23 protein-coding genes and 1 pseudogene are annotated in these 25,408 nt (G+C 55.5%); 14 read left to right on the top strand and 10 right to left on the bottom strand.

Annotated elements, in window-relative coordinates; translation table 11 throughout:
- The first annotated feature begins 124 nt into the window (after positions 1-124).
- From DMG62_01170 to DMG62_01150, 5 genes are all read left to right on the top strand, one after another.
- Entirely contained in the window at positions 125-1,555 is a 1,431-nt protein-coding gene (locus DMG62_01170) for a sulfatase (protein ID PYY24738.1), read from the top strand.
- A 352-nt stretch (positions 1,556-1,907) separates the two neighbouring features.
- Entirely contained in the window at positions 1,908-3,599 is a 1,692-nt protein-coding gene (locus tag DMG62_01165; protein ID PYY24737.1) for an RNA polymerase sigma factor RpoD, read from the top strand.
- A gap of 360 nt (positions 3,600-3,959) precedes the next feature.
- The gene (locus DMG62_01160) at positions 3,960-4,826 is read left to right on the top strand and encodes an amidophosphoribosyltransferase (protein PYY24736.1); all 867 of its coding nucleotides are present in this window, start codon (positions 3,960-3,962) and stop codon (positions 4,824-4,826) included.
- A gap of 119 nt (positions 4,827-4,945) precedes the next feature.
- Positions 4,946-5,455 carry an HNH endonuclease gene (locus DMG62_01155; protein PYY24838.1) on the top strand — a complete coding sequence of 170 codons (510 nt, stop codon included), beginning with the start codon at positions 4,946-4,948 and terminating at the stop codon, positions 5,453-5,455.
- A gap of 243 nt (positions 5,456-5,698) precedes the next feature.
- The gene (locus DMG62_01150) at positions 5,699-6,283 is read left to right on the top strand and encodes a hypothetical protein (GenBank protein ID PYY24735.1); all 585 of its coding nucleotides are present in this window, start codon (positions 5,699-5,701) and stop codon (positions 6,281-6,283) included.
- 5 nt (positions 6,284-6,288) lie between these two features.
- Here DMG62_01150 and DMG62_01145 read toward each other — a convergent pair whose 3' ends face one another.
- The 4 genes from DMG62_01145 to DMG62_01130 form a co-directional block, all read right to left on the bottom strand.
- Positions 6,289-6,516 (bottom strand): hypothetical protein, encoded by a 228-nt coding sequence (locus DMG62_01145; GenBank protein ID PYY24734.1) that lies wholly within the window; start codon positions 6,514-6,516, stop codon positions 6,289-6,291.
- A gap of 255 nt (positions 6,517-6,771) precedes the next feature.
- Positions 6,772-7,281 (bottom strand): peptide deformylase, encoded by a 510-nt coding sequence (def, locus tag DMG62_01140; protein PYY24733.1) that lies wholly within the window; start codon positions 7,279-7,281, stop codon positions 6,772-6,774.
- A 13-nt stretch (positions 7,282-7,294) separates the two neighbouring features.
- Positions 7,295-8,488 carry a chorismate synthase gene (locus tag DMG62_01135; GenBank protein ID PYY24732.1) on the bottom strand — a complete coding sequence of 398 codons (1,194 nt, stop codon included), beginning with the start codon at positions 8,486-8,488 and terminating at the stop codon, positions 7,295-7,297.
- Positions 8,489-8,615: 127 nt separating this feature from the next.
- Positions 8,616-10,412 (bottom strand): flagellar motor protein MotB, encoded by a 1,797-nt coding sequence (locus DMG62_01130; GenBank protein PYY24731.1) that lies wholly within the window; start codon positions 10,410-10,412, stop codon positions 8,616-8,618.
- Positions 10,413-10,577: 165 nt separating this feature from the next.
- Here DMG62_01130 and DMG62_01125 point away from each other — a divergent pair, with 165 nt between their 5' ends.
- The 4 genes from DMG62_01125 to fabD all read left to right on the top strand — a co-directional run bounded on the left by DMG62_01125 (position 10,578) and on the right by fabD (position 13,554).
- Positions 10,578-10,829 (top strand): hypothetical protein, encoded by a 252-nt coding sequence (locus DMG62_01125; protein PYY24730.1) that lies wholly within the window; start codon positions 10,578-10,580, stop codon positions 10,827-10,829.
- A 153-nt stretch (positions 10,830-10,982) separates the two neighbouring features.
- A complete protein-coding gene (locus DMG62_01120) occupies positions 10,983-11,645 on the top strand; it encodes a hypothetical protein (GenBank protein PYY24729.1) in 663 nt (220 codons plus the stop codon).
- 150 nt (positions 11,646-11,795) lie between these two features.
- On the top strand, positions 11,796-12,509 hold the full coding sequence (locus tag DMG62_01115; GenBank protein PYY24728.1) for a hypothetical protein: 714 nt from the start codon (positions 11,796-11,798) through the stop codon (positions 12,507-12,509).
- Between the two features lie 97 nt (positions 12,510-12,606).
- Entirely contained in the window at positions 12,607-13,554 is a 948-nt protein-coding gene (gene fabD / locus DMG62_01110) for a [acyl-carrier-protein] S-malonyltransferase (GenBank protein ID PYY24727.1), read from the top strand.
- 45 nt (positions 13,555-13,599) lie between these two features.
- On the opposite strand, the pseudogene DMG62_01105 reads toward fabD, so the two are convergent.
- The 3 genes and pseudogenes from DMG62_01105 to DMG62_01095 all read right to left on the bottom strand — a co-directional run bounded on the left by DMG62_01105 (position 13,600) and on the right by DMG62_01095 (position 17,443).
- A pseudogene (locus DMG62_01105) lies at positions 13,600-13,982 on the bottom strand (diversity-generating retroelement protein bAvd family protein).
- A gap of 99 nt (positions 13,983-14,081) precedes the next feature.
- Entirely contained in the window at positions 14,082-14,546 is a 465-nt protein-coding gene (locus tag DMG62_01100; GenBank protein ID PYY24726.1) for a hypothetical protein, read from the bottom strand.
- Between the two features lie 179 nt (positions 14,547-14,725).
- Complete coding sequence (locus DMG62_01095) at positions 14,726-17,443, bottom strand: hypothetical protein (GenBank protein PYY24725.1); 2,718 nt, start codon at positions 17,441-17,443, stop codon at positions 14,726-14,728.
- A gap of 344 nt (positions 17,444-17,787) precedes the next feature.
- Here DMG62_01095 and DMG62_01090 point away from each other — a divergent pair, with 344 nt between their 5' ends.
- Together DMG62_01090 and DMG62_01085 are read left to right on the top strand one after the other, a co-directional pair.
- Positions 17,788-18,699 carry a hypothetical protein gene (locus DMG62_01090; GenBank protein ID PYY24724.1) on the top strand — a complete coding sequence of 304 codons (912 nt, stop codon included), beginning with the start codon at positions 17,788-17,790 and terminating at the stop codon, positions 18,697-18,699.
- Positions 18,700-18,810: 111 nt separating this feature from the next.
- Positions 18,811-19,536: a coatomer subunit epsilon gene (locus DMG62_01085; protein ID PYY24723.1), complete on the top strand. Its 726-nt coding sequence runs from the start codon at positions 18,811-18,813 to the stop codon at positions 19,534-19,536.
- Positions 19,537-19,609: 73 nt separating this feature from the next.
- Here the strand turns inward: DMG62_01085 and DMG62_01080 are convergent, their stop codons facing one another.
- The 3 genes from DMG62_01080 to DMG62_01070 all read right to left on the bottom strand — a co-directional run bounded on the left by DMG62_01080 (position 19,610) and on the right by DMG62_01070 (position 22,574).
- Positions 19,610-20,725: an aldo/keto reductase gene (locus DMG62_01080; GenBank protein PYY24722.1), complete on the bottom strand. Its 1,116-nt coding sequence runs from the start codon at positions 20,723-20,725 to the stop codon at positions 19,610-19,612.
- 209 nt (positions 20,726-20,934) lie between these two features.
- A complete protein-coding gene (locus DMG62_01075) occupies positions 20,935-21,648 on the bottom strand; it encodes a hypothetical protein (GenBank protein ID PYY24721.1) in 714 nt (237 codons plus the stop codon).
- 128 nt (positions 21,649-21,776) lie between these two features.
- Positions 21,777-22,574, bottom strand: coding sequence for a molecular chaperone Skp (locus tag DMG62_01070; GenBank protein PYY24720.1), 798 nt, complete (start codon positions 22,572-22,574; stop codon positions 21,777-21,779).
- A gap of 455 nt (positions 22,575-23,029) precedes the next feature.
- Here DMG62_01070 and DMG62_01065 point away from each other — a divergent pair, with 455 nt between their 5' ends.
- The 3 genes from DMG62_01065 (at position 23,030) to DMG62_01055 (ending at position 25,126) form a co-directional block, all read left to right on the top strand.
- Positions 23,030-23,230, top strand: a complete 201-nt coding sequence (locus tag DMG62_01065; GenBank protein PYY24719.1) for a cold-shock protein — start codon at positions 23,030-23,032, stop codon at positions 23,228-23,230.
- 228 nt (positions 23,231-23,458) lie between these two features.
- Entirely contained in the window at positions 23,459-23,689 is a 231-nt protein-coding gene (locus DMG62_01060) for a 50S ribosomal protein L31 (GenBank protein PYY24718.1), read from the top strand.
- Between the two features lie 165 nt (positions 23,690-23,854).
- Positions 23,855-25,126 carry a tRNA-dihydrouridine synthase gene (locus DMG62_01055; GenBank protein PYY24717.1) on the top strand — a complete coding sequence of 424 codons (1,272 nt, stop codon included), beginning with the start codon at positions 23,855-23,857 and terminating at the stop codon, positions 25,124-25,126.
- The last annotated feature ends 282 nt before the right edge of the window (positions 25,127-25,408 follow it).

The raw sequence follows: 25,408 nt of genomic DNA, 5'->3' as shown, positions 1-25,408 counted from the left end.
TGCGGAGTTGTCAACGGATTTTCACAGTAAAATCTGGCCTCCCAATGGTCGGCGATGTTTAGATTTCTTCGATTGTCCACTTTGTGCTGTCGGGGTGGAGAATCTAAAGTTGGAGGGTGTGAATATGGAAGAGGTGGAAGCTTCATCGACTTCGCGTCGTGAATTTCTGCGAGGCATAGCAGGCGTAGGGCTCGCAGCCGGGCTTCAGCCATTGCAGAACAGCGGCGATTCTGAACCGAGAAAGCTTCCCAGCATCGTTTACATCCACTCTCACGATTCGGGACGCTATCTCCAGCCCTATGGATACGCCGTGCCTACACCGAATCTCCAGCGTCTTGCACGCGAAGGGATTCTGTTCCGACGAGCTTTCAGCGTTGCTCCGACTTGCTCTCCCAGTCGTGCCGCATTGCTTACCGGACAGTGCGCTCACAAGAACGGCATGTTGGGACTGGCACATCGCGGATTTGCCTTGAATGACTACCGGAAGCACATTCTGTATACGTTGAGGCGCGCGGGCTACAAATCTGTGCTGGCTGGGCTGCAACATATCGCCGCGAAGCCTGAAATGATTGGCTTTGACGAAATGCTTCCACCTGCAACTTTAGCTCCCGAGAGCCAGAGTGCTGCGACGGTAGCGCCGGCTGCGTCAGCATTTGTCGAATCCAATCCGCATATTCCATTCTTTCTGGACGTCGGCTTCCAGGAAACGCATCGCGAGTATCCGAACCCAACCGTTGGAGATAATCCCAACTACATCCTGCCTCCAGTTCCCATAGCGGACACACCCGAAACGCGCATGGATATGGCAAGACATCACGCAAGCGCACGCATCATGGATCACGGAGCAGGGCAAGTGATCGATGCGCTTGAAAGAAAGGGTCTGTTAGAGAATACGTTAGTAATTAGCACCACCGATCACGGCGTCGCCTTTCCCTCCATGAAGTGCAATCTGACGGACGACGGTTGGGGAGTATCGCTGATCATGCGAGGTCCCGGCGAGTTCAAAGGGGGCGTAGTCTGCGACAGCTTAATTTCGCATCTGGATATTTTTCCCACGATTTGTGACTTCATTGGAATCGAAAAACCTTCGTGGCTCGAGGGGAGGTCGTTTTTGCCGATCTTGCGCGGACAAAGGAAGGAGATCAACGAAGAAGTCTTTGCCGAAGTGAACTACCACGCATCATACGAGCCAAAACGCGCAGTACGCACCTCACGATGGAAGTACATACGGCACTATGACGAACGCAAGACGCCTGTACTGCCAAATTGCGATGACGGCCTCAGCAAGGATTTTTGGCTGGATCATGGCTGGAGAAAGCGCACTGTGCCTCAAGAAGAACTCTACGACCTCGTTTTCGATCCAACCGAGCATCAGAACCTTGCACCCGATCGGGCCTACCGAAGCGTCTTGGATGAGATGCGTCAACGGCTCAGCCGCTGGATGACCGTAACTGACGATCCGCTGCTACGAGGTCCGGTGCCAGCTCCACACGGAGCCAAAATTAATAATCCCGACGGTGTCTCTCCCAAGGAGCCGACCGGGACTGTTGCCTGATGCCTCGAGCGGAGAAGAACAAGACTGTGGCTTGGTCCAACCGGGAGCCCGGAATGACTGGTTTTCCTCAACATTCCCCGGAACTCCGTAGCGTTGGGCGGCATCTAAGCTTCTAGGGTGGAGTGTCTACGAGGCGCGAAAAGCGCACATTAAAACGACAACTGGTCAAGGTTTATGCCTTTTAACGGGCTGTGATATCCTAAATTCTCCCGGATAGGTGTGCCTACCAGCTATTCATTCTGAAGAACTTAAAGGCGCTCGCCCGAACAAAACTGAGCTTTGTACTTGGTGTGCCTAGGCCCTTTTGGTCGCATAGGCCACCCAAGTTTTGCTGAACTGGAGATGAGTGCATTTGGCGCTTAACGACAAATTCGACGACATTCAAAAACTGATCGACGCAGGCAAGGAGAAGGGGTACCTCACCTACGGGGAGGTCAACGATCTCATTCCCCACGATGTCCATTCGCCTGATGATCTGGATGATCTGCTTACCACGATCGGAACGCAAGGTATCGACGTCCTTGACGGATCAAAGATGCCAAGCTCCGATCTCAAGGACAAGTTCGAAGACATGGAGGCCGGCGAGGATGTAGAACTCGACCTGACTCCCGGCACTCTGGAAAAAACCAATGATCCCGTCCGCATGTATCTGCGCGAGATGGGAACCGTTCCTCTGCTAACCCGTGAAGGTGAAGTTGAGATTGCAAAGCGCATTGAGCGCGGACAACTCCGCGTTTTAAAGGCGATTTCGCGTTCTCCGATCGTGATCAATGAAGTGCTCGCTATCGGCGAAGACCTCAAGCGCGGCGTTCGCTCGATCAAGGAAGTTGTGATCTTCGACGAAGAGGAGATCACTGACGAGATCGTCGAAGCCCGCATAAAGGCGACGACGCACCGCATCGACGAGATACACAAGCACTTCAAAAAGGCCGAGCAGCTCGAAGAGAAGCTCGCCAACGTGGATAAAAAGAAACGTCCTGGAGAGTATCGCCGGACGCGCTGGTCACTCGGGCGCGAGAAGGTGATGGTATCGCGGATTATTCGCGAACTGCGTTACACGAACTCGCAACGCAAGAAGTTGATTGATCGGGTCGGACACATCTCCGAGCAGATGCGTTCGCTCGACCGCCAATTCCATAACTTGGAAAAGAAGGTCGATTCCACCCGCTCTGAAGAGCTCAAGAAGGAATACCGCAGGCAACAGCGCAACTGCAAAGCCGACCTCGAGAAGATGGAGCAGGAGTCAGGCCTCACTTTCATCGAGCTGAAGCGCACGCAACGCGAGATCACGCAGGGCGATATTGATGCCGAGTACGCCAAGCGCGAACTCATCGAGGCGAACCTGCGACTAGTGGTTTCGATCGCGAAAAAGTACACCAATCGCGGACTACAGTTCCTCGACCTGATTCAAGAAGGCAACATCGGCCTGATGAAGGCGGTGGACAAGTTCGAGTATCGTCGCGGCTACAAATTCTCGACCTATGCGACTTGGTGGATTCGCCAGGCGATCACGCGCGCGATTGCCGATCAGGCCCGCACCATCCGTATTCCGGTGCACATGATCGAGACCATCAATAAGTTGATTCGAACTTCGCGTCAGCTCGTGCAGGAACTCGGTCGCGAGCCAACCTCGGAAGAGATCGCCAAGCGGATGGACATTCCTGTCGCGAAGGTCCGCAAAGTGTTGAAGATCGCGCAGGAGCCGATCTCGCTCGAGACTCCAATCGGCGAGGAAGAAGATTCGCATCTTGGCGACTTCATCGAAGATCGCGGTGTGGTTTCACCCGCGGAAGCCGTGATCAACGTGAACCTCAAGGAGCAAACGGCGCACGTGCTGCGCACGCTTACTCCTCGCGAGGAGAAGGTGATCAAGATGCGTTTCGGGCTCGAAGACGGCTCCGAGCATACGCTCGAAGAAGTCGGACAGTCATTCGCAGTCACGCGCGAACGCATCCGCCAAATCGAAGCCAAAGCGCTGAGGAAGCTGCGTCATCCCTCCCGCTCGAGGAAGTTGCGAGCGTTTATGGATGGCGTGAGGGAATAGGCAAGCTTCGAAGCTGCGAGCACATAGAAGGGCGCGACCAACGGTTGCGCCCTTCTTCTTTACTTACGTGATTCCGGCCGAATGCCGAAAGCTGCTGTTTACTTCATCCGATGACCCGATCACCCGATTGCTTGATCACCCGATCCTCCCATTAACCCATTAGTTCATGTCAGTATGTTCATACTGCCCTCTTGCTTGTGCGGTTATACTGTTCATGTACTCAGCTATCTATCCCGTCCAGCGGGATCAAGCTTGTATTTGCGAGGCCGGTAACATCCGCCTCTGCGGATCGTACTGGAGACCTGGAGGGTCGTCTTCAGCAGTAGCGGTGACCTAGCTCCGGAGCGCACTGCAATTCGCGTGAGCGAACTGCGAGCTCGCTTGTGGATTGAGGCGGCGTGGCGGCAGCTGCGTATCGCCCTGGACGGGGTTGCGGCCGTCTTTATTCCTTCAGATTGCCGGATCTGCAATCACCCTCTTACCCAAGTATCTAGAATTCCGGTGTGCCATGACTGTCTGAATTCGCTGGCACCCGCTGATGTAACCGCCTGTTCCGTTTGTGGCGAGGCGCTCGGATCGCGTCCGGCGGGAGCTGAGCTGCTTTGTGGAATGTGCCAACGCGCACATCCCCGATTCGATTTCGCAATCTCATTTGGCAGCTATGACGGCGCTCTACGGCGTCTCGTGCATCTACTTAAGTACGAGCAACTCCGTCCTGCAGCTACTGTGCTGGGTTTGAAGTTGGCGCAGGCGTTGAGACGAAATGAGTTCGTCGATGATCACGCGGTGTTGGTCATTCCTGTGCCGCTGCATCAAAGCAAAGGTCGTCAGCGAGGATTTAATCAAGCAGAGCTGGTCGCGCGCGCTGCGCTGAAGCACTTGGATCGCTCTCGATTTGAGCTGCATACCGGAAATCTACGCCGTATGCGGGCGACGACTTCGCAGACGGGATTGACCAGTCATCAACGTCGCGAGAACGTGCGTGGAGCGTTTGCAGTCGCCGCTCCGGCGAGAGTGAAGGACAAGAACGTCGTGATCGTTGATGACGTGTATACGACGGGCACAACCTTGAATGAGTGTGCACGCGTGCTGCGCGCCGCCGGAGCGCGGCAGATCGCCGTGGCAACAGTGGCCAGAGTTTATCGAGAGATTGCGAAGATCGCTCTGCAACGAGTTTCAAAACAGGAGAGACAGGCAGCTACTATGGTAGAGGCGGCTGCTGGGTAGAGACAAAGGGCATGTCGAGACACAATCTATCGCATCGTCACTCAGGCTCGCACCATGCGCCGCGCGTGATGATAACGCAGGCGACGATGGTCGAGCCGAACGAACCGGCACGTCTGCCGATGCACTCCCCTGTGCTTGTGCTCAACGCCTCTTATGAGCCGATCAACATTTGTGCCGCCCGGCGAGCGCTCGTGTTGGTTCTGAAAGGAGTTGCAATCACCGAGGAAGAGAACGGGCACTATCTGCACTCGGCGAGACTGGCGATTCGCCTGCCTTCGGTGATCCGGCTGCTCGAGTATCGTCGCATTCCGCATCAAACCCGAGCTCTTTCTCGAAAGAATATCCTTCTCCGCGACCGCAATACCTGCCAGTACTGCGGAGTTGTTCTCTCATCCGCAGAGTTGACGCTGGACCACGTTATCCCCCGCTCGCGCGGTGGAGTTTCCACATGGGAAAACCTCGTCGCGTGTTGCCATCCCTGTAATCATCGCAAAGGCAATCATCTACTTGGTGAGATCAACATGCGATTGCTGCGCGAGCCGCGTGCCTTCAGCCTGCACACCAGTCGACACATCATGAGAATGATCGGGCGTTCGGATTCCAAGTGGCGGAAATATTTGTTTTATTGATGGCGTAAGTCGACACAAAAATAAATTTCAGTACGAATGCGCTCATCTGAAACTCAGATGTTTTGGTCCTGGCCACCCATAGGCGACCCGCGCCCCTGCTGCTCTCACTAACATAGCCGTTATACAGAGTTCGTGGTAATTATTGTGAGAAGGCAGCACAAGCTGATGCTTGGAAGTTTCCTCTGGCCGAGGTCTCTCCCTGGTTCGCTTTGACTGATGGCTGGCTTGTAAATTTGAGGGTTTGTGGCTGCCGATTTTTCCCAAAAGGTGATCTGCCGTCCGGGTGAGCTTGCGCCTGCAAGCGGTGTCTACCTGGTCAAGCATTCAGGCCGGCACCGTCTTCCGCACGAAGCGATCGTGGTGCGAGGAGAAGAGTTTCCAATTTGCCGCTCTTGCAAGGGAGCTGTCCAATATGAGCTCCTGCGAGAAACCGAGCACGTTCATCACGACTGGGATCTCGCCGGACCGCTGGACCTCGGTCCCGTAACAAAACTCAAAGAATTCGATAGCGTACGCGCGTTTCGAAGGATTGAGGTCAATCTTCCTATTATCCTCGTCGAGGCGCGCCACTCCAGAAATCCGATCTTAGTACGCGGGCATGCTACGACTTTGAGCGAAGGCGGACTGGGCGTCATGATCGACAAGGGCCTCCGATATCCGCGAAAGAGCGTGACCTTGCGTTTTCCCGGCGCACGGGTCCGAGAGGAAATCAATGTGAACGCCCGCCTCCGGTACCGAAACGGGATGCGTCATGGATTCGAGTTTCTTCGCCTCTCGCCGAGTGATCGAAGTGCAGTACGGGAACTCTGCACCAAGATGGGTGCCTAAGTTAGTTACTTGAAATCTCGGTCTTCAGAAATGTGGGGAATCGCCTGCTTGAGCTGAAAACGCACCCTTGATCCGCAGACGCGGCAAGGTGGGAACTGCTGACCCGCGACAAACGTAGCCTGACGCACATCCGACGTGCAGTGGCTATGCAGCACGTCGTAAATGCCTGATTCGGGAACCGCTTCTCCCGGTTTTCGCTGGTTTTGAGTTACAAGCTTCCTTGCTGGGTTCATAGCGACTCTCGTATGCACGTCCCAGATAAAGGGCAAGTCGCTTACCAAAGCATGTGGCAGCAGCTTGGGATAGTTCGACTGCTTTCAACCAGTTGCAGCACCACATAATGGTTGGCTGCTGGCTCAGCAAGGCTAGAGGAAGGTTTTACTCATCGTCTATGCTCACAATGCCAGCGGGCAAAAAGTTGCGCCATTTCCAAGAAAAATTCGGCAGATCTGAATCGGGAGAGACACTGCGGGTCCTACGTTCAAGGACTACCATTCGCCAAGCTTATGGAGCTTTTTTATCTTGCGCTTGATTAGATCCCGCTTTAATGCACTGATATGCGAGATAAATAGCTTTCCATTGAGATGATCTGTTTCGTGCTGCATGGCCCGAGCGAGCAGCTCTTCTCCTTCGGACTCGAACCATTTTCCTTCCACGTCCTGCGCGCGAACCGTGCACTTCATTGCGCGTGTGACGTTCTCGCGGAAGTCAGGCAGGCTCAGGCATCCCTCACTGTGCGTCTGCTTGCCTTCCTTCTTCAGGATTTCGGGATTGATGATTACCATCTTCGCGTTTCGATCCTCTTTGAAAGAGCAGTCGATGACCGCAATTCGTTTGGAAATACCGATCTGCGGGGCCGCCAAGCCTACGCCGTGCGCGCCGTACATCGATTCGAACATGTCCTCGACAAGCTTCTTCAGCTCATCATCAAAAACGCTGACTATGGCAGCTGGTTTGTCCAAAACGGGATCGCCATACTTCACGATGGGATAGATCATTCTGCGTGTCGGCTCAGTACTCCGCGATCTGTTTGCAATATGATTTGTAATTCCTCTCAAGTTCCATTACGGAATCCCCGCCAAACTTCTCCAGAGCACAACGCGCCAGGGTGAGCGCGACCATGGCTTCGCCGGCAACGCCGGCGGCGGGCACCACGCAGACGTCGGAGCGCTCATAAGCGGCCTTTACGGGCTCGCGCGTAGCGAAATCAACAGATTCCAATGGACGGCGCAAGGTTGAGATTGGCTTCAAGTATCCTCGCACCACGATGTCTTCGCCGTTAGAGATGCCGCCTTCGATGCCTCCGGCGTTGTTCTGCGCGCGGGTGAAGCGTGTGAAGTGCTCGTCTCCGTTTTTATCGTTCTGCTCTGGCGAATAGCCAATGGCATCATGGACCTGCGATCCGAAAGAGACCGCCGCGTGCACTCCGCGTCCGATCTCCACCGCTTTGACCGCCTGCAATGACATCACGGCTGCGGCAAGCTGCGCGTCGAGGCGTTCGTCCCAATTGGCGTAAGTGCCCAGACCGGGAGGCACGTGATGTCCGATCACTTCGAAGATCCCACCGACAGAATCACCTGTGCGCAGCGCCTGATCTACTTCCGCCTTCATCCTCTGTTCCACTTCAGGATCGATGCAGCTTAGCAGGACGTCTTCCTTCTGCAGCAAGGCTCGCATCTGTGCCCATTCCGGAGCGCCGTCACATGCAGCCTTGCCGACCGCGATGACATGACTGAGAACTTCCACTTCGATCGTTCTCAGCAGCAGCTTGGCCACGGCACCAATCGCCACGCGAGCCGCCGACTCCCGGGCGGATGCTCTTTCGAGGACGTAGCGCGCTTCCGGCAGGTTGTACTTCAATGCTCCGGCGAGATCGGCATGTCCGGGGCGGGGAGAGGCTACCCGCTTGTGCTTTGCCGGGTCTCCGGCATTCACCGGCAGAGCCTCCTCCCAATTCTTCCAATCGCGATTTTCGATGCGTAGGGAAATCGGCGAGCCAATTGTTTTTCCGTGGCGAACACCAGAGATGAAGTGCGCAGTGTCGCGCTCGATGCGCATGCGTCCACCACGGCCGTAGCCCTGCTGGCGGCGCCAGAGCTCGCGATTGACGAACTCTTGATCAATCTCGACGCCGGCAGGAACGCCGGAAATGACGGAGATCAGCGCCTCTCCGTGGGACTCTCCCGCAGTGCAGAAGCGAAGCATAAACGCTCGATTTTACAGGAGCGTCCCTGCTCATACGGTTTGACGAAGGCGGAGCATGCGTCTCTGGCGAAATCCGAATACAACAAAGGCCGGCGGAAGCGCCGGCCTTTCATTCACTAGCTTCACTTCACCGTGGAACTGTTGGCTGTTGCTGTTGCGGCATCTGCGAGGGTTGGGTCTGCAGTTGTTGATGAGACGGCTGTGACACAGGCGCCTGATTTTGGTACTGCTGATTTTGATATTGCTGATCGGCAGCACCGTTCGAAGGCATGCCTTGCGCCGAGGCGACCTCGCCGATTGGCTCGCCGGAGACGACCATCTGCACGCGGCGATTCTGCTGGCGACCGGCGGCAGTGGCATTGCTCGCCACCGGCTCGTTCGGGCCGAATCCCTGGGCCGTGACGCTGTTCATGTTTATGCCTTGTCCAACGAGATAATCACGAACTGTCATAGCGCGCTGCTCTGAGAGATGCTGGTTGTAATCTGGAGTGCCGGTGCTGTCGGTGTAGCCTTCCACTTGCACTTTCAGCCCTGGATACGCGAGCAGAATTCCTGAGACCTTCGCCAGTTTCTCTCTTGCCCCTGGTTTGAGCGTGTAGCGGTTTGTGTCAAAAAGCACGTCGGACATGTTCACGATCAATCCACGAGCTGTGTCCCGCGTTTGCAGGATCGTGTTGAGTTGTTGTTGCAGGCGCTGACGCAAAGCCTCTTTCTCCTGCTCTGCCTGTTGTGCCTGCTGTTGAGCTTGTTGCGTCTGTTGCTGCGCTTGCTGAGCCTGTTGCTCGGCGGCAAGTCGCTGAGCCTCCGCTTGCTGCTGCGCCGTCAGAGCTGCCTGACGTGCCTGCTCGGCCTGCTGCTGTGCCGACTCCGCCTGTTGACGCGCAGCTTCAGCAGCTCGGCGATCCTCCTCGGCGCGAGCACGTTGTTCCGCCTCGCGCTGCTGTTCGGCCTCAGCAGCGGTGGCGCGCGCGCGAGCTTCGTCCGTTCGCTGCCGCTCACGTTCCTGCGCCTCGGCAATTGACTTCTGCTCGCGTCGTCGCAATGCGATGACGCGTGCGTCTTCGGCATTCTGGGCGGCGTCGCGGGCCGCGGTCTCGACTGGTTTCCACTGTTTGCGACGGTAGTAGTCCTCAGCGCGATCGAGCGATGCCTGTGCCTTGGCCAACGAATCGGCGGCGTACTGATCGGCTTCGGCAGCCTGGGCTAGACGCACTGCATTGCGAGCTTCAAGTAATCCCAGCGGAACTTTGTGGTGATCGTGCTCAACATCTTCCGCGAGAGGCTGCACACCTCGCGCGCTCTCGGTTTTGACGTATTGTCCGCGAGGGAGCAGTTCGTACTTAGCCGTTACCTCTGAGATTTGCCCCTTAGTATCGGGTAAGACTCTGTTTTCCATTACAACCACATCGCTCGGCTGGGTCACCGAGAAATATGGCTCAGCAGTAACAATCAACCCGAACGTCTGCAGGTCAGTAGTTACGTCGAGCTGCGCATGATCGTCTTTGAGCGGCAGCTCGCCCAGGTTCTGTGCGCGGCCCTCTGGCGTAATCGCCCACATCACATACGTCAGGTACTCAGGCCCAAATTGGGAGGCTGGACCGATCTTGTCAACTTTGGCGCTGATGACTACGCGGCCATGGCGGCTGTCCACGTGGGCATCGCCCTTGGCCTGCGGCATAAGCGTTGTGCCCATCATGCCTACTTTGGTTTCTCCTCCAAGATGGCGGTAATTCACTGCTTCGATTGTCCGGCTTACAACTTGGACTTTGAACAACGGTACAGTCTCACCGGTTTCGGTTGTGCTAGTACCTTGGGCGTAGCCGTTCGGATTCTGCTCCGCGGGTGGCTGAGACGTGGGATTGGGAACCTGCGCGGCAACAAGTCCGGACAGCAGCAAACATAGAGCTGGGACTCTGAAGTTCATAAACCACTCCTGAAATGTCACTAAAAAACAGCGATATTTGGCTAGATGCTTCTGCTACCCAAAAGGAGGGTCAAGTCGGAGCTGTCGAACGAGTCGTCCAGAGCAGCCGTTCTGGAAGAGACGCAGCGTGCTGCGTCTTTACGCGGCCAGTGGTAAAAATATCGTGTGAGTGACACCGTCGAAGCACTGATCGTCGACTTCCTCGCCTGGCTGGCAAGAGGCGAACGAAGCTACGAAGAAGCGATGGAAGCATGGCGCACGTCGTGCCCCAAGCTTCCGGTTTGGGAAGAAGCCAACGACCGGGGCTTCGTAGAACGGGAGAACGCCTTTGGGCGCTCGATCGTCAGAATCACACAATCTGGTCTCGCCCATCTCGCCCGGCAAACAGCCGCCAAACGACAAGTATCCGGCTCCTGAGTTGTATCCAAGGCATCGGCATAGCGAGCTGTTCACCGAACGAACCGGCATCAGCGATGTGGGCACGGCAGAAATCGCGGTCCCAAGCGCAAGTCTATCCCTCCGCGATAAAATATTCTCAGTATCAGCCTTGGTCATCGAGTCTAACTAGCCATGCTTTCACGAGTTCTTATCATCGTTGCCGCCCTACTTATGTTTGCTAACTTCAGCTACTCAGCCGACACCTCAGCGCTGAAACCCCCGCCGGGACAGAGCGTTGCCATTGTCGAGTTCGTCGACTTGCAGTGTCCGGATTGTGCAAACGCTAACCCCCTGCTGAAAGAAGCCGCAAAGACGTACAACATCCCTATTGTTCGCTATGATTTCCCGCTACCGAAGCACAACTGGTCGTTCGACGCCGCGGTAATCGCGAAATATTTTGACAGCAAATCGAAGGCTCTGGGAGCCGCCTGGCGTGACTATTGCTTTGAGAATCAGCCGGCGATCACGCCCGAGAATTTGCGCAGTAACGCCGAGAAGTTTGCTGCGCAGAACAAGACTTCGCTTCCGTTCGTCGTAGATCCTGATGGCAAGTTTGCGGGCGAAGTGAAGACAGATTTTGCTGTTGGACAACGCGTTGGCATCGAGCACACGCCAACCATCTACGTAGTCTCGAACAAAGCCTATGGTAAGCCTTTCGTCGAGGTAGTCGATCGATCCAAGCTGTATTCGATTATCGACGAGATGAAGGCCCAAGCGGGATCTGCCACGAGCACGGCAGAGAAGTCCGCAAAAGCTACCAAGCCCTCCCGGCTCGCGAAAAAGCAACTGCGTTAATTTCCCATGGCACGCTTTCTGCCTGTGCCGAGGCGTGCTTTGCAATCAGCCACTTCCAAGCTAAATCAATGATTTAACGTGCATACGCGGGAGGTCAGTTACGTCCGTTATTTGTTCCTTGGGTTATAAGGAAGGTACATTTTCACGGTGATGCTGAAAGCGCTGCTCCTCACACGCGACCAGGAGGTACTGCGCGTTATCCGCCGCGTGCTGGAAACAGTAACCATTGACATGGAGACGGTTACCTCAACCGACGCCGCCAGGCAAACCATTTGCAGCCGCAAGTTCGACGCGATCCTCGTCGATTGTGATGACGTCCAAAGCGGCTGCGAAGTGATCAAGGAGCTGCGGCGGGGCAAGTCCAATTCGAAGTCGATCGTTTTCGCCATCACCAACAGAACAACGAGCGTGAAAGGCGCCTTTGAATTGGGCGCCAATTTTGTGCTCGACAAGCCAGTTTCGTCCGATCGTGCAGCCCGCAGTCTGCGCGCTGCGCATGGGCTGATTCTGCGCGAACGCCGCCGCTATCACCGTCACGCGGTGAACGCGACCGTGCATATGAGCTATGGTTCGGTCCGCGATGTGCCGGTCCCGCTCACCAACATCAGCGAGGGTGGAGTTGCTCTTGGGACAAACCGAACCAGCGATATGACAGGTCCCGTGCAATTGAGAATGCAGCTACCCGGGCTGAATCGCATACTCGAAGCTAAAGGCGAATTCGTCTGGACGAACAATACCGGTCGCGTCGGCATCCGTTTCACGACAATCGCCCCACTTGCGAAATCCGATCTTGAGACATGGCTCTCGCGGCAACTGGAGATTACAGCTCCCAATCTGGCGAGCGCTGGATCAAGATTGTTCTAAGCCAGATTCCCAATCATCTGATCGCCGATGCCTCAGCCCAAATCGCGATGGCATTTGCCCCGGTGAACATAAATTCTGATTAAACTCATCTTTGGCCATGAGCACATCTCCCCTCGCTTTCCTTTTTCCCGGACAAGGATCACAGGCAGTCGGAATGGGCAAAGAACTCGCCGAGACATATTCAGTCGCGCGCGAAGCCTTTGTTGAGGCCGACGCGGCCCTCGGTTATTCGCTCTCCCAAGTTTGCTTTGAAGGACCAGAAGAAAAGCTGAAGCTCACCGAGATTACTCAGCCGGCGATTCTCACAGCTTCAGTCGCCGCTCAGCGCGTGTTGGCAGAGCAGGGCATTCAGCCGCAATACGTCGCGGGACACAGTCTTGGCGAGTACTCCGCCCACGTTGCCGCCGGTACGCTCAGCTTCGTTGACGCGGTGCGCACCGTGGCAAAGCGCGGCAAATACATGCAGGAAGCTGTGCCCGTGGGAGTAGGAGCTATGGCAGCGATTCTGGCCCTCGCTCTTGATCCGCTTGAAGCAGTATGCCGCCGGGCTGCGCAAGAGACCGTTGGCACGGTATCCCCAGCCAACATCAACTCACCTGACCAGATCGTGATCTCAGGCAACAAGGCCACTGTGGAACGAGCCGCGGAGCTGGCCAGGGAAAAAGGCGCCAAACGCGCTGTGATGCTGCCGGTAAGCGCTCCCTTCCACTGTGCGCTCATGCAGCCCGCGCAGGATCGACTCGCCGCTGATTTGCGCGGTTTGCGATTTTCTGCAATGCGCGTTCCCGTGATCACGAATGTCGACGCAAATCCAATTCAGGGTGCGGCAGAAGCTCGCGAAGCTCTCATTCGTCAAGTCACTGGCGCAGTGCAGTGGGTGCGCTCTATTCAGGCGCTAATCAGCGCAGGAGTTCAGACATTTATCGAAGTCGGACCGGGCAAAGTGCTCACCGGTCTGCTACGCCAGATTGATAGATCTAAAATGGGATTGAATGTAGAGAACGAGGAGTCACTGCAAAAGACGCTCTCTGCGCTGCACACCTAGCACTCAGCATTCGGGCACTCAGCACTCAGCCGTAGGACAGTGTCATTAGATTCCAGCTGCCTTGTTGTTTGAGCGTACCTCATCAACTCTTCGAAGCAACGAAGCAACCATTCGCTTGACTTCAATAACGCCTTCGTTGAGCGCTGCATAAGCTCAGACCCTCAGATATCCGAGATCCTTTGCAAGGAAGAGGTGGTATTCGAGTTCACTAGCTGAACCCATTGCAATCGTCAAAAACGGTGAAATTCTGAATTCCCCCGTCGACCACATCCTTTCGCAATGTTGACCGCGATCGACGCGGCGCTTCTCCGTATCTGTGATGTGAGACCAAACCGCTCTTCAATCGGAAATACTGTTGTTTGCTTGTATGCTGCCAGCGTGAGCTCGTGCGACTTTCGCCAGACGTTAAGGTCTCGGAAGTTTTTCATAGCGGCTCCGAGTTAGGTCGCCGATTGTAGCTTGTCAGCCCACCAATCCACTGAGTGGCCTTAGCTGAAAGCTGAATGCTGAACCCTGAGTGCTGAACGCTACGGTTCAATCCTAATATTTAAGGTTGGCGGCAGAAAGGTAATGCTCTTGTCCTTCTTCTCTACCCACAGCGCCAGTGGTACCTTGCGATCATTGATCATCGAGATCACGACCACGCCACTCGAATTCTTCGGCGTGATTGACGTGCGGATGGTGTGCGAACGAATTTCTCCGTATTCGCCGGTCGGACCCCAATCCAACTCGAAAGTACCAAAGTTGTATCCGGCGTATTTTTGCGGATGCTGCTTCCAGTCCGGATCGGCATTCCAGATCGCGTAGGCCTTCTCGTAGTCCTTGTGCTCGATCGCGGTGAGCAGCCTGTTCACTGCGTGCTCCTCGCGCCAGTCCCAGAAGTGATACACAAGGAAGCCAAGAATCACAAGCACTACTAGCCCGGCAATCGCATACAGGCGAAGCCGTTTCTCAACACTCGGATCGTATTCCTTCGCCTCAAAAAGGGTCATGCCTAGTTAAATAGACACCTGCAGAGAACGATACGACTCGGGAGCACGACCTGCAAATGAAGATGTGAAGAACCGTTGATTCCAGTTGGTCGGATGTGCACAGGATTGTCGCTGTGGCACAGGCGCCGAGTTGGGCAGGCACGATTGAACGCCCTGTGCCACAGGTCTTGATCCGAGAGCTACTTCTTTTTCTTTTTTCCAAACAATCCAATGATGTCGTTCACTGGATTCTGCTGCGGCTGTTGTTGCTGCTGCTGAGCGTTCCCCTTCGGGGCATTCCCCTGCTGAGCCTGGTCCGACTGCGGCTGTTGTTGCTGTTGCTGCTGACCGCTCAGCGCACCGAGAAGTCCTTGAACCCCGCCGCCCTGCTGCTGTGCACCTTTGCCCCCAATCAGACCGGCAATGCCGCTAGTGAGCGCGCCCGGATTCCCTGCTGTTGGCAGAAGATTGTTCAGCTTCATCTGGGCGAGCTTCTGCACATCGGGAGCGATCATTGGTTTGTTGAGGTTTCCAGTGACGATCACAGGAATTACCAACTCTCCATTCTTATTAGCTAGCGCTGTATTCAGATAACCGCCAATGCCAGTGCCGCCGACCTTCTGACTGAGTTGTTTGGCCAGCACTGCGTTCGCACGCATGTTCAGTGCTTCCGTAACCAAGTCTACGGTCCCTTCGGCGCCGAGAGTCCCGCCGTCAATCAAAGCCTGAAGGTTATTGGTGCTGGCCACACCATTCTTGATGTTTACGAGACCGCCAAGCTTCACGATGTTGGTGTAGCCCTGTGATGGCTGTGATTGGGAGAACTTGGCGATGGAGCTCAGTTCATGCAGCAAATCGATACCCTGAAACTTTCCATTTCCAGTATTGAAATTGATGTCCCCATTCAACGTGCGCATCAAGTTGCCGGCCGGATCGCCGGAGAAGGTTAGATTCGACTTGAAATTGCTCAGCACAAGTTGATCGAACAAGATCGTGCCGACACTCAGAGTTCCGGTTCCTCCGAGGTGCGAGATAGATCCGCCCGGACGTTCCTGCGCATAGGCGGATGGCACCAGGGAGAAGCTATCGGCCGCAGCGCGTTTCTTGTTGCCGCCAGTAATTTGCTGCAATTCGGTGATGTTCAACTTGTCAGCGTTGAGAGCAAACTGAAGTTGGGGAGCGGAGAAATTGCGTACTGTCGCCGTTCCAGTCGCGGTCGTGCTCCCGAGTGAGGCTTGCATATTCTCGAGCACCGCTGAGTTCTGTGCGAAGCGCAGGTTCGCCGTTTTGACCATCAGCGGTTTTGTCAGATTTGGCATGTTGATGGTCGCGTTCTGCAGCGATCCAGTGCCGCTGTACACAAGCCGATCTGTCTGCTTGATGGGGCCTTGAACGTGCGCATCGAGCGAAAGCGATCCCGTTCCGCTCATGCCTTCGGCTGCAGAGACCCCATATGCTTTAGCAATATTGATCAACTCGCCGAGGTTCGCGCCCGAGGTGCGGATCGCAGCGTCGATAATTCCGTTAGGCGAGGTGTAGTTCGTTAAGGCAAAGTTGCCGTTGAGTGACGTCCCACCGCTCTGCGCCGTGAAATTATTGGATTTCACCGTGTTCGGAGTGAGTTCCAGATTAATTGCGGGAACCTTTACAGGCTGCGGGATATCCTTGCCGCTGATCACCAGGTTCTGCGCATTGAGGTTTCCATTGAGTGCCGGCTTATTAGCGGCGCCTTGTGCACGAACGTCAGTGTTCAGGGTTCCCGCAACTTGCGTTCCTGGATTAAAAGCCACTCCGAACGCTCCCGCAAGCCTTGCCATTTCGCTGAGGGAGGCATTACTCGCTTTCAACTGAACGTTGAGTTGTGCCGGAGTAGGCCGCGTGTTCACAGTGCCGCTCATGCTGATTGGCGTGGGACCAAGGTTAAGGTTCAATTTGGAGATCGTGATGATATCTGTGTTCAGATTATCGCCGATGTTGTAGTCAGCCTTGATCGGATATCCGATCTCGATCCCGCGCACGCGGACGTTGTTGAGCTGAAGCTGGCCGACTGAGTTCATGTTCCCATTATCGTTACGCACGCTGGCATCGCCACTGGCGCTCGCGTCGTATTGCTGCAATTGCGGCGAATTTAGGAACTTCTGCACGCCCGCGAGCGAGACCTGGTTGAGCTTGAGGCGCCCGTCAAGCGGCGTCGCCAGCGAGTTCTTGTCGTTCATGGGGCCGGCGGTTCCGTCGAATTTCACATACTGATCGCCTTGTCCCGGTAAATGAGCAGCCAGTGACAAATCAAACGGCTTGCCCGCTGCGTAGTTGGAAAGGGCAAGATCGATGTGGTCATAAACAGCACGGCTCTGGTGCTTCTGCTGATCCGTGATCGCGACTTGACCATTCGTGATTTTCAGCTGCGAAAGCGAAAAAGCCTGACCAGACTTTTGTTGGGCAGGTTGGGACTGATTCGGGGTCGGGCTGGGTTTCGCAGGGCTTGGCTGAGCGTTGCTCGGCTGGCTCGGAGCTGGAGCCGGAGCCGGCTGTTCCTGCAGACTGGCAAAATTCCAAACTCCCTGTGCGTTACGTATCAGTTCGATCTTGGGATCGATTAACTCAACGGAATTCACCTGGATGTCGTGATGCAGGAGAGGCAGCAATTTTGCGCTAACGGCTAATTGTTGCGTCGAAGCGAATGGTCTTTCCGTATTGAATTTTGGGTCTTCCCCAATTTCAACGCTCGAAACGCGAATTGAAAATGGGATCAGCTTCAAACTCATGTCCCCCAGCTTTATCTGCCGGTGAAGCTTCTGCTGGAGCTCTGCCTGGATTTTGTCGTGATACTGGTTCACATTGACCAGCGAAGGCAGCGCAATGACCGCGATAACAACAATCAGAACAAGCGCAACTAAGACGCCGATTAGCTTACGCATAAGAATCCCCTTTCCAGAACTCCGTGCGGACTCCTCAATCGGGTGGGAAGAACAACGCGAGAGCTGCTGCACGGTACTCTAAACGAAGGCCTATCTAATTGGAACTGTAAGAAGAGCAGACGGTTGCACGACAAACAAGCGGCGAACGCAATCTTGGCGGCTTTAAGCTGACTTCGTGCCCCTCGTGTCGGCTCCCGCAGGCCATTCAAAAAAGCTCCGGCGCGGCATCGCAGACTCGCTACCCAGGTCCATGTACGACCAGCGCAGCGCGGTTACTCGCGTAACGGCTCTTGTGAAGAAATGTTTCCGATCGACCGTTCTTACTGCCTAAACTCCGACGAGCCATGAAGAAACCCACTATTCACGCGCTATTGTTTATCGGTCTGCTGGCTGGACCAGCCACCGCCCAGCAGAAAGCTTTCGACTGGGTGCGTGACACCGACGAGATGGTGCGGCTCACTCCGGGACTGCGGGAGAAGACGCATCTGTACAATCCCGGCCAGGGCGGCAATATCAAGCTCGACATCACGGCGCAGAAGCCGGTCACCGTTGCCGTGGCCCAACGTCGCGATTGGGACGATGCTACGCAGGATCCGCAGGCAATCTATCGTCCCGCGGTCATGGACCGCTTGCAATATCGCTGCGTACAGGAGCACGTGGTGAGCACGACTTATAGCTGCGATCTTCCCGCTTCAGATGATTCCATGGTCCTGATTGTGCATGACGAACGCGAGCTAGATCGCGCCGTTCTTTCCGAAGTAGGCAACGTGCTGGGCGTCCGTCACGTCGCCGAGGCATTTGGCAATACAAACGAAGTCCATCTCCAGTACTACCGATGGAGCTGCGTGCAAAACTGCTATCCACCGCAATTCCGCGGCGTTCGTCTGGCAAAGGAAAAATACCAGCTGAGCAGCGTGCTCAAACTTTATAGCCTTCCGCTACCTGAGCACGAGGGCGAACAAGTGGACGTGAAGCTCAAATCCCCGGTGCCAATGCTGGTTGCGGTGGTTCCCTCCGCGCTCGCGGAACAGCTTTATAGCAAGCCCGAGATGCTACAGTCAGCGGTTGCAGGCGGAATTTGCCAGCAGCGCGCGGCGCAATCGGTCAACTTCGGATGTGAACTAAATCCGAACGGCGCTGCACAGTCGTTGATTCTCATTCCGGAGCCGAACGTCAGTGTTCCCGCAAAGGCTAAGGCTCAGATTGAATTGACGTCAGTAAAGTGTGTGGCAAATTGCCGGGCGCGCGCAAATTAGCAATGGTCCAGGACGGCCCGATTTTTCCGCAAAATTGACGCTCTTTCTGCAGGATTGCTAAACTAAATTCTTGGCCATCAAAGGTTTTCCCGCCTTGGCTGACAATCCAGCATTGAAGGACCGTTCGTGCAGAGTTACACCCGTCATCAACTTAAGGAAGACAAGTTTCAGGAAGTAACGCGCGGCGCCATCGCGCAAGCGCAACAGCATCGCCAGCAGCTCACGCTGCTCGGAATTGTAGTGCTTGTATTGGTACTCGCGGGCGGAGCTTACGGCTACTGGCGTAACCATCAGGACGACCAGGCGAGTGCGGCCTTAGGCCAAGCATTGAGTACGTACGCCGCTCCTATCCGGGCACCAGGGGCAATACAAGATCCCAGCATTGCCAGTTATGCCAGCACGGCTGAGCGCGACAAAGAGGCAGAGAAGCAGTTCCAGGCGGTTGCGGACAAGTATCCCCACACCGAGACAGGAAAGAACGCTCTGTATATGGCCGCGGCGGCGGCGCTGGATGGCGGCCAGTACGCAAACGCAGAAACTAAGTTCAAGAAGGTTGTCGATGTTGGCAACAAGGATCTCGCTGCCCTTGCCAAATTGGGACTCGCGTCGGTCTATGAGGCCAGGAATCGAGATCAAGACGCGATTAACATCTACAACGAGCTAATCAAGAAGCCTACCCAGTCGGTCTCATCGCAGCACGCGCAGTTTGCCCTCGCGGATCTCTACGAGCGCAAAGATCCAGCGCAGGCCAAGCGAATCTACGATCAGCTTGCCCTGGATAAGTCGCCGACTGTAGCGCAAATGGCAAAGCAGCGGCAGAGCGCGATAAAACGGTGAAGCACCAATAAAAGCAACGATTAGTAATTAGCGACTTCGGTTCAACGCGCTCGATTTGTCTATCGCTAATCGCTCATTGCTGCTTTTGAAACAAGCTCTCCCAATCTTCCGTTTTCGCTATAGGCTTTGCTGCTACTTTTAGGTTCGCTTCCACGTGCTCTCTGCGACTCATTCCGACTAGCGCCGTGGTCACGCCTGGTGCTGAGCGCGCGAATTGAATCGCGGCTGCCGCATCTGTTTCAAAATTCATGCGTTCGCGAACGAACTCCGGCAGACGACCAGCGAGCTTGCCCTGGAGCAACGATGCGCTGGCAATGACGGCAATGCCGAGTTCCCGGGCGGCAGTCAGCAGTGAAACCTGTTTTGCTCCAATCTTCTGATTTTCCTTTGCGAAAGCTTCGGGAAGTCCGAGGTTGAAAGGCAACTGAATCGCGCGGAAGTGATGGCCGTCGCCACCGACTTGGCGCGCAATTGCCGCTATTTCCCCTAGATCCAGATAATCTTTCGCGCCTCGGTCCTGGCGGAATCCACTCCATGTTGCTGTGCCATAGACGCGAATCTTGTTGCCGGCAACCGCCTGTTCCAGAGCGGCGAATGCCCGCCGCAGACGATCATGAAAAATGTCCCGCGAAACCTCACCTGATTGTTGTTCGGGGTTGTGGATGTAGAACACATCAATGGTCTCGACCTGCAAGTTGTGTCGCGAACGCTCGAGTTGATTCTTCAGATAGCTCGGCGCCATGCAATGAATTCCCCCGACGAGCTCTTCGCGGGGAACGATGCCCGGCTCGATGTATTGCTCGATGAAATAACGGCGAGGATCGGACGGTACTGTGCCGTCGTAAGTCAGATATCCAGCTTTACTGCAGATCAGCAGTTCTTCGCGTCGCCCCGGCAATTGCTTAATAACGGCACCAATACTGCGCTCAGATCTCTGAAACCGATAGTTGATGGCGGAATCCAGAACATTGATGCCCCCTGCAATCGCGTCTAGTGCTGCGTCCGTGTACCGCTGATCAGTCGCAGTGTCCGGCTCTCCGAGGTACGTGCCGATTCCAACCGACGAGAGCCAGAGATGGCTTAGGTGAGGTACATGTTCCGGCTGACGGAAGTGTCCCGCCGCGGAGAATTTAGGGAATCGCGCACACAATCGAGCAGTGCCCGAATGCGACGCGTGTCCGGGAACCATCGTCGAAGTTTAGCAGGGTCTTTACCCGGAAACACGGAAGCGTCAAAGAAGCTTTTTGCCCTCTCAGAAGCCCCGATTGCGTTGTTCTGCCCGCCCTCGGCCGGTACGAGGTTCAAGATTTCCACGCGTTCGAGTTAGGAAGATTCCTTCACGAATCGCGACCCTTTCGACAAGAGGCGGCTGCTCCGTGAATCGTGGGCGAAGAATTTCTATCGATTCAACACAAAGTTCACCGTGATCGTAGACTGCACGACTACCGGCTCCTTGTTTAACAGGTACGGGCGATACTGCCATTGCTGAACTGCAATCATGGCTGTCCTGACGAGGAGAGCCGGACCGCTCACCGGCTGCACATGCTCCACTCGGCCATCTTTCCCGACAATTGCCGTCAGAACCACAGTGCCTTGAATTCCCAGTTGTTTAGCGGTGATCGGGTACTCCGGGAGAACTTTGTGAATGACTCCACCGAGCTGCCACTCAGACACGCGAGGCGGACGCGCAGGAGGACTCGGCTGAGCGAGCGTTATCACCGATGATCCAGCACTCGAAACATATGGCACGGATAGTCCGGTGCCGCAGTTCGCGCCACAGGGCGGACCGAATGTCCATGTCGAGGGCGGAACTCCTTGATCTTCGTTTCGTGTTTTTGCAGGATGGCTTCTGAAGGTGAGCTGGACCATTTCGGTACGAACAACGGAGCTTGTGCCGCTGATTGCCGTTTGTCGCATCGCTGGCGGCTGCTGCGCGCTCGTCATCTGAATACTTGGTGGGGGTGAAACGAGCTGCAGACGGTCCACGTGAAACAGTGGAATAGCAAGCGCGACTGCCAAGGCAAGACTCTGCAGAAGCACAGATGCGAGTTTGCTCCAGGCGCCGCGAGGTGCAGGATGGGGAGCCGATTCCAACAGGCTGTCAGCGAACATGACTTCCTCCTTCCCATTACGGGATGAGGAAATTGACACCGCAAACGCGCTGTTGGCGCTGGTTACGCAGAAATAAAAAAGGCCGCTCGTGCGGAGCGGCCTTACTGAAAAACCTGGAACTAAAATTCCTATTTTGGTGTCGTCGCGCTTGTAGCTGCCGGCTTTGGTGTGATGGCAGGCGGAGTCGTGCGGCGTGGGAGGGTCGTGCTCGCGCTGGGCGCGGATGGTGTCGCCGGCTTCACCGCGGGCGCTGCAACACCCGAAACGACGTTGTAGGCATCAATCACCGGCTTAGTTATGTCGACGGACTGCGCTGCCCATAGCACCGGGCTCTGCTGCGACGAGACGTCGATCACAACCGCGTAACCATTCTGCTTCGCATAATTGTCGAGCGACTGCATGAGCTTGCTGCCGATGCGCTGCGCGATTTCATTCGACTGGGTTTGGTAATCGTTCTGCGCATCTTCGAGGTTGCGCTGCAACGTCTTCTGCTTGGTCTCAATAGACTGCACACGCTTGTTGCGCTCATCGTCGTTGAGCTTGGTGTCCTGCGCGGCGAGCTGCTTCTTCAGGTTGTCGACTTCGTCGCTCAGACTCTTGAGCTCGATCTGCTTGGGCTCGAATTTTTTCTGGAGGGCGTCCAGATCGCGCTGGCCTTCATTGCTATTGGCAATGGCTGCCTGGATATTGATGATCGCCAGTTTGTTTGGTCCGGCAATCACCGAGTTAGTGCTGGTGGAAGGGGCTGCGTTAGTTGCCGCGGTTTGCGCCACAGCTCCGGCTAAAAGCAGGGCCGCGACCGAGAGTGTTGAAACAATCTTGCGTGTCATTGTTGCGCTTGAAGACTCCTTGATTCCGTTCGGGATCACTTCCCAGTGTCGCCTTTTGCTTCCCTGGACGGGCGAATTATGCCATGTTCCTGGCATTCCGGCTGACGCTCGCCGGACCTCTTGCGAGGTTTCTTGGCGGGTACGGATGTCAGCATTATAGGAGCAGCCCACAAGGAAAAGCAACGAAGCGCGCGTAGTCAGACGTTAAGTGACCGCGCCGGAATCCCCTGTGTTTCCAGTGGGATAATCCGGCTCAGGTGAACGCTTCCGCAGGGTTACGAAGAGCACCCGAGAAGGGTCATTTTGCGCATGCGGAAACGCCTTAGAAAATTAGGATGAAGCCCTCAAATAGGGATCAGGTAAATGCAGAGAACCGTCGCCGGCACGTCATCAGAGCGTTAGCACGCCCAAAATGCTCTTCTCTGGTATAATGCAAGCGCGTTAGATGCACTTGGTTGTGAGCAGTCCGCGCCTCAAAGCTGGTCCTGCCTGCAGTATCCTCCGATTGACATCTCAGCGTAATTCACAAGATTAAAGGATTAGAGCAACGTATGGAACAAGGTACAGTGAAGTGGTTCAACGACGCGAAGGGCTATGGATTCATCAGCCGCCAAAACGGGGAAGATGTCTTCGTGCACTTTTCGGCAATTCAGGCCAACGGTTTCCGCAGCCTGAAGGAAGGTCAGCCGGTACAATTTACCGTCGTAAAGGGACCCAAAGGTTGGCAGGCAGAGAGCGTCCAACCGCTCTAATCCTGAAATACCGAACGAGAAAAGGCGGCCGAAAGGCCGCCTTTTAGTTTTGCAAAACCCAGCAATAAGCGCTTAGCGATACGCAATCAGCAGCCTAAAGGCGCTCCGTTCGTCTCCTCCGCGCCCTCCCAAGTTTGCTGAAATCCCGCAAATTCCCTTAAACTAGAGGTTCCCGGAAAACTCGCGGAGAGGCTCCGTGTGCCCCGGTGATCCAAAGGAAGGCTTTAAGTGAAGGAAAAGATCCATCCCGCGTACAACGAAATCCGCGTAATGTGCGCTTGCGGGAACTCATTTACCACCCGATCCACCCATAAAGGCGATATCCACCTGGAAATTTGCTCGAATTGCCACCCGTTTTTCACCGGCAAACAGAAGCTTGTAGACACTGCAGGACGCGTCGAACGCTTCCGCCGCAAGTACGCGAAGGCCGGAGAAGCGGCCAAAACGGGCACGAAATAACCGAAAAAAGGCGAACACGAAGGCCACGGAGGCGACTTCGGAGCTTCCAAAGCACCGCTCCGTGACCTTCTTTGTTCCCTTTGTGACCTTCCTGTTCGCTCTTCCCGCGCTAAAATCTAGAGTCTATCGATGCGGAAAAATTGGGACAATCCGCTCCCGCACGCTATGCCAGAGGACGTTTTTGTCCCGTCCCAGGTGCAGATTGGCAGTGTTCGCGTTGCTCCAGCGACGGTTCTAGCGCCCATGGCGGGCGTTACCGACACCGTTTTTCGCCGCTTTATCCGCAATGCCAGCGTGTTTAGCAGAACCCGTTGCAGTAGCGGGGGGTGCAGTAAGGCCCCTGAATCCGCCTCCAGCGCCCAAATCAAGGCACACGAGCGCGATTTTGGGGCGTTAGAACACCGTTCCACAGCCCAAATTGAGGCTTCCCAGCGCGATTTTGAGGCGCTAAAAGCCGCCTCCCGAGCACAAAATGGGCCTTCAGAACGCGATTTTGAGGCCCAAGTCGCCGCAGAAATCTCCAACTTTCAGTCCGGCTGCGGACTGATCATGACCGAGTTCACCTCGGCCGACGGACTGGCCCGCTGCCGCGAATCCCGCCGCAAGCGCTATCTCACCTTTTATGAGGACGAGCATCCGATCTCCGCCCAACTCTTCGGCTCCGATCCAAACGTCGTCGCCGACGCCGCGCGCGTAGTCGAAGACCTCGGCTTCGATCTGGTTGACCTCAACCTCGGATGCCCGGCCAAGCGCGTCGTGAAATGCAACGGCGGATCTGGCCTGCTGCGCGACCTGCCGCAAATTCAGCGCATCTTCGAAGCGGTCCGCGCCGCCGTCAAGATTCCCTTTACGGTAAAGTTCCGCATAGGATGGTCCGACGCCGAGATCGTCTGCGTCGAATTAGCCAGGCTAGCCGAGAACTGCGGACTCAACGGCGTCGCCCTGCACGCCCGAACCCGCGAGCAAGGCTACAGCGGCAACGCCCGCTGGGAGTACATCGCCGCGGTGAAGGACGCAATCAAGATTCCCGTATTAGGAAACGGCGACATCCGCACCCCCGAAGACGCGGCCACCATGATCGCCCAAACTGGATGCGACGCCGTCATGATCGGCCGCACCGCCCCGTCCAATCCCTGGATCTTCCGCCAGATCGCCGAGTACACCGCGTCGAAGCAGTCCACGGGAGTCGGCACCTATACACAGCCCACGGAAGAGGATCGCTATCAGATGATTCACACCTACTTCGCCATGCTGATTGAAGAAGAGCTACCGGAGGCGGTCGGCAAGATGAAGCAATTTGCGTCCTGGTTCACGCACGGCGTAACCAACGGCAGCCACCTGCGCAAAGCCGTGTATGAGGCGAAGTCAGCAAGCGAAGTGCTAGACCGGGTGGACGAATTTTTCGAGAAGCACCTCGCGGCCGAGGCGATTTTCTAATACGCCTGCCATTATGCATGCAAGTGCGAGAAGTCAGGCCCTGGAGAGCTCACATTTTCGATCAATAGGCTTCCCAGGGAGTGCAAGTGGAAAGGAAGTAGCTGTCCGAGATTCGTCACTGCAGAAGTTGACCAACTATTCGATATCTTCGGTACAGGACACGCAAAGATATGTACGGATACGAAGCCAAATTGACGAATACGCAGAGCATGTTGATCCTAGGATGCGTGTGGCTAGTCCTCGCTGTGGTTTTCGTCCTGTGGACGAAATGGTACTGGGCCT

The sequence above is a fragment of the Acidobacteriota bacterium genome (assembly GCA_003225175.1).
In the GTDB taxonomy this organism is placed as follows: domain Bacteria; phylum Acidobacteriota; class Terriglobia; order Terriglobales; family Acidobacteriaceae; genus Gp1-AA112.
This window is presented reverse-complemented; position numbering and strand designations above follow the sequence as displayed.